The 3,473-nt window shown below is 59.5% G+C and carries 4 protein-coding genes and 1 pseudogene; all 5 read left to right on the forward strand.

Annotated elements, in window-relative coordinates:
* Positions 1-132: pseudogene (locus tag WCA53_RS23970) on the forward strand (Asp/Glu racemase); the annotation flags it as partial.
* Between the two features lie 153 nt (positions 133-285).
* Entirely contained in the window at positions 286-1,248 is a 963-nt protein-coding gene (puuE, locus tag WCA53_RS23975) for an allantoinase PuuE (RefSeq protein ID WP_423916321.1), read from the forward strand.
* Positions 1,245-1,772 (forward strand): 2-oxo-4-hydroxy-4-carboxy-5-ureidoimidazoline decarboxylase, encoded by a 528-nt coding sequence (uraD, locus tag WCA53_RS23980; RefSeq protein ID WP_423916324.1) that lies wholly within the window; start codon positions 1,245-1,247, stop codon positions 1,770-1,772. The genes puuE and uraD overlap by 4 nt, the downstream gene beginning before the upstream one ends.
* Positions 1,773-1,814: 42 nt before the next feature.
* On the forward strand, positions 1,815-2,825 hold the full coding sequence (gene alc, locus WCA53_RS23985; RefSeq protein WP_423916326.1) for an allantoicase: 1,011 nt from the start codon (positions 1,815-1,817) through the stop codon (positions 2,823-2,825).
* 13 nt (positions 2,826-2,838) lie between these two features.
* Positions 2,839-3,330, forward strand: a complete 492-nt coding sequence (locus WCA53_RS23990; protein WP_423916328.1) for an ureidoglycolate lyase — start codon at positions 2,839-2,841, stop codon at positions 3,328-3,330.
* Positions 3,331-3,473 lie beyond the last annotated feature (143 nt).

Consider the following 3,473-nt stretch of genomic DNA (forward strand, 5'->3'; position numbering starts at 1 on the left):
GGCGTAACGACTGCCGTCAAATGGGCCGAAGCCCTGATCGCGCTAAGGCTGCGAACCTCTAAGCGCGGAGACTTTGCGCCCCCGCTAACCAAGCAGTATGACGGAGCAATGGCATCCTACAGCCCGAAATAGCGCTAACCGATCGAGACGACCATACACCGGACGTGAGCCGCATTATCTGGATGGGAATATGGGCGCGGCGATGTGTTTTCGCTAAACTGGACCATCGTCGCGCGGGTTTAAGCTGCGCGCTTATCCATCGGGTTTTCACGCACTCATTTAGCCATGTCGAATGAATCGAAGTACCCACGCGACCTGATCGGCTACGGTCGATACCCTGTGCAGCCGCATTGGCCGGGCGACGCGCGTATTGCAGTGCAATTCGTGCTGAATTATGAAGAAGGCGGTGAAAACTGCGTGCTTCACGGCGATCCGGGATCGGAGCAATTCCTGTCGGAAATCGTGGGCGCGGCGGCGTATCCGTCGCGTCACATGAGCATGGAATCGATATACGAATATGGGTCGCGCGCGGGCGTGTGGCGCATTCTTCGCGAATTCGAAAAGCGCGGCTTGCCATTGACCGTTTTCGGCGTCGGGATGGCGATCGAACGGTATCCGGATCTAGGCCGAGCGTTCGTCGAACTCGGGCATGAGATTGCGTGTCATGGGTATCGATGGATTCACTATCAGGACATGTCGCCCGAGAAGGAAGCAGAGCACATGCGGCTCGGCATGGAAGCCATCGAGCGCGTAACGGGGGTGCGGCCGCTTGGCTGGTACACCGGGCGCGACAGTCCGAATACGCGCCGGCTGGTGGCGGAGCGTGGCGGCTTTCTCTATGACTCGGATTACTACGGTGACGACCTGCCGTTCTGGATGGACGTGGATGTCACCGGCGGCGCGAAAGTCCCGCAATTGATCGTGCCGTACACGCTCGACACAAACGACATGCGCTTCGCTTCGCCACAAGGGTTCAACACAGCGGATCATTTCTTCACGTACCTGCGCGACGCCTTCGACGTGCTGTACGAAGAGGGCAGCGAAGCGCCGAAGATGCTGTCCATCGGCATGCATTGCCGGCTTCTTGGCCGTCCCGGACGGTTTCGCGCGCTACAACGTTTTCTCGATCACATTGAACAATACGACCGCGTGTGGGTGACCCGACGTGTCGATATCGCGCGGCACTGGCGCGAACATCATCCTTACGAAGGCACTGCGGGAGCGAGCGCGGGAGCGAGCGCACCATGACCATCGACATCACGCGGACCACGCTCGACGAGCTCAACTCGATGCCTGCCGATACTTTTGTCGATGTGTTGTCGGGCATCTTCGAACATTCACCCTGGGTGGCGCAAGCGGCGGAGCCGCAGCGGCCATTCCATAGTGTTGACGCGCTGCATTCAGCCATGACGCATGCGGTGAACCAGGCGGGCGACAGGCGACAACTCGCGTTGATCGACGCGCACCCCGAACTCGCGGGAAAGGCGGCGGTTCGCGGCGAGCTCACGCATGAATCCACCCGCGAGCAGAGCGGAGCGGGCCTCAACCTCTGCACGCAAGAGGAGTTCAACAAGCTACAGGGATTGAACGCTGCGTATCGAGAGAAGTTTGGCTTTCCGTTCATCCTGGCTGTTCGCGGATTCGATCGCCACGGGATTATTGCGAACTTCGAAACGCGCCTGCCTCACGACCGCGATACCGAGTTGCGCGAAAGCCTGACCCAGATTTATCGCATCGCACGCTTCCGGCTGGACGACCTGCTCGACGCGTAGCAGAACCGTGAAACCTTCAAACATTTATCGCAAGGAAATATCATGGCAATACCGACACTCGATGCCAACGCGCCTGAATTTACGCGCCGCTATGTGAATCTCGCGGACCCAAGACTCGGTGCACAAGCGCTCGAATCCAGCGACGATTTCTTCGCGCCGAAAGAGCGCATGCTGAACCCGGAGCCGGCGGTGTTCATCCCGGGCAAGTTCGACGATCACGGCAAGTGGATGGACGGCTGGGAGACGCGTCGAAAGCGCGTGAGCGGCTACGACTGGTGCGTGATCAAGCTGGCAAGACCGGGCGTGATCAAGGGTATCGATATCGACACGAGCCACTTCACCGGCAACTTCCCGCCGGCGGCGTCGATTGAAGGTGCGCACGTGCTCGACGGCGCGCCCACTACGGCGACGAAATGGAGCGAGGTGGTGGCATCGGTTACGTTGCAGGGAAACAGCCACCATTATCTTGACGTGACGACGCAACAGCCGTTCACGCATTTGCGTGTGAACATTTATCCGGACGGCGGTATTGCCCGGTTGCGCGTGTATGGACAGCCGCAACTTGACTGGAGCAGCGCGAGCCGGAGCGAACTGTTCGATCTCGCCGCGATGGAGAACGGCGCGTATCTCGTCGGCACGAACAATCAGCATTTCGGCCTTGCTTCAACGCTGTTGATGCCGGGACGCGGCGCGAACATGGGTGATGGCTGGGAGACGCGCCGGCGTCGTGAGCCGGGCAATGACTGGTGCATCGTGGCGTTGGCGCAGCCGGGCGTGATCAGGAAGATTGAAGTCGATACGGCCCATTTCAAGGGAAATTATCCGGACCGGTGCTCGTTGCAGGCGGCGCGTGTCACGGGTGGGACGGACAGCTCGCTGGTTACGCAGGCCATGTTCTGGCCGGTGTTGCTGGGTGAACAGAAGTTGCAGATGGACAAGCAGCATGTGTTCGAGTCGGAGCTTGCAGCACTGGGTGCGGTCACGCACGTGCGGTTCAATATTTATCCGGACGGTGGCGTATCGCGGTTGCGACTCTTCGGCACGCTCGCGTGATGTGGATCTCGCGATGAAAAAACTGACGATCGAACCGTTGACGCGGGCGGCTTTCGAGCCGTTCGGCGATGTCATCGAACTTGATGGTGCGAAGCAGATCCCGATCAATCTCGGGACGACCATTCGCTTTCACGATCTTGCCCGGATCGATGTGGAGGACGAGGGAGGGCGGGCGATCGTCAATCTGTTTCGCGGGCAGCCGCGGGATTTGCCCTTCGAAGTGTCGATGATGGAAAGGCATCCGTTGGGCAGTCAGGCGTTTTTGCCGCTCAATGATCGGCCTTATCTGGTGGTGGTCGCGCCTGCTGGTGAGCTTGATCCGTCCCAAATTCGCGCGTTTGTTACGCGCGGGTGGCAAGGGGTTAATTACGCCAAGGGGGTTTGGCATCATCCGTTGCTTTCGCTGGACCAGGTCAGCGATTTTATTGTTGTTGATCGGAGTGGCGGCGGCCGGAACTTAGATGAGGTTTCGCTTGCGGAGCCGGTATGGCTGGATCTCGGCTGAGGGCTTTCGGGCGGGGCTGGGCGCGCGGGCAGGAGGAGGTTAGGGTGGGTGCTGCTGGCGGCGAGTGTGGGGAGAGCGTTGAGTCCTTCTGCTAGCCTGGTCGTTCTGCATAAGTAGTATTTTCTTGCTTATTTCTGTTAGCC

The organism is Caballeronia sp. (assembly GCF_049581465.1).
Lineage (GTDB): Bacteria > Pseudomonadota > Gammaproteobacteria > Burkholderiales > Burkholderiaceae > Caballeronia.

What these genes read in the sequence shown, in the direction of transcription:
- puuE (WP_423916321.1), top strand. Translation starts at nt 286, where the DNA reads ATGTCGAATGAATCGAAGTACCCACGCGACCTGATCGGCTACGGTCGA.
- uraD (WP_423916324.1), top strand. Translation starts at nt 1,245, where the DNA reads ATGACCATCGACATCACGCGGACCACGCTCGACGAGCTCAACTCGATG.
- alc (WP_423916326.1), top strand. Translation starts at nt 1,815, where the DNA reads ATGGCAATACCGACACTCGATGCCAACGCGCCTGAATTTACGCGCCGC.
- WCA53_RS23990 (WP_423916328.1), top strand. Translation starts at nt 2,839, where the DNA reads ATGAAAAAACTGACGATCGAACCGTTGACGCGGGCGGCTTTCGAGCCG.